The sequence below is a fragment of the Synechococcus sp. H55.10 genome (genome assembly GCF_047502715.1).
Taxonomy (GTDB): Bacteria; Cyanobacteriota; Cyanobacteriia; order Thermostichales; family Thermostichaceae; genus Thermostichus.
In genome coordinates this window covers 1-536 of sequence record NZ_JANSJJ010000259.1, presented here as the reverse complement: position 1 = coordinate 536, position 536 = coordinate 1, and the positions used below count along the sequence as shown (strand labels likewise).

The following is a 536-nucleotide window of genomic DNA, read 5'->3' as shown; positions in this document are numbered from 1 at the left end:
GAGCAAGAGGCGTTGCGACGAACACGGCATACCTTGACAGCTCATCGGGAAACTTTACGGCAGCAGCTCCACCAACTCCAATTGCGAGAATCCGAATATCGACAACAGCTCCACCTCTTCCACAAAATGGAGGAGGAAAAGCTACACCTGCAAACTCTCTGCGAAAAGCAAAGTGCCCTGGAACAACGGTACTCTCAAATTGGCCAGAAGTTGGCCTCTTTTCAGGCCCTGCGCCTAGAACTAAGACAGAGAGAAACAGAACAGGAACAGGGCCGGGCCCAGTTGGAACAGTTGCGGCTGCAGCTTCGACAGCGACAGGCCGATCGAGAGCACGTAGCCAAGATTCCCCTCCTTGAGGCTCAACAAGAGCGACTGCAAACTCAGCTCAGCCGCCTGGCTGCGGCGCGGCAATTTCAGCAGGAACTCCAAGCCCTTGTCGAGCAGGGCTCTCACCAACTGGCCCAGCACAACCACAGCATTCAAAGTCTTGTGGAGGAGCTGGCCGCTTGCCAACAGAGTTATCCGCAACTCCAACC

Annotated in this window: 1 pseudogene; it reads left to right on the top strand. The window is 55.4% G+C overall.

Features of this window, described 5'->3' with window-relative positions:
* Positions 1-33: 33 nt before the first annotated feature.
* A pseudogene (locus tag NW858_RS12910) lies at positions 34-536 on the top strand (recombinase RecF); the annotation flags it as partial.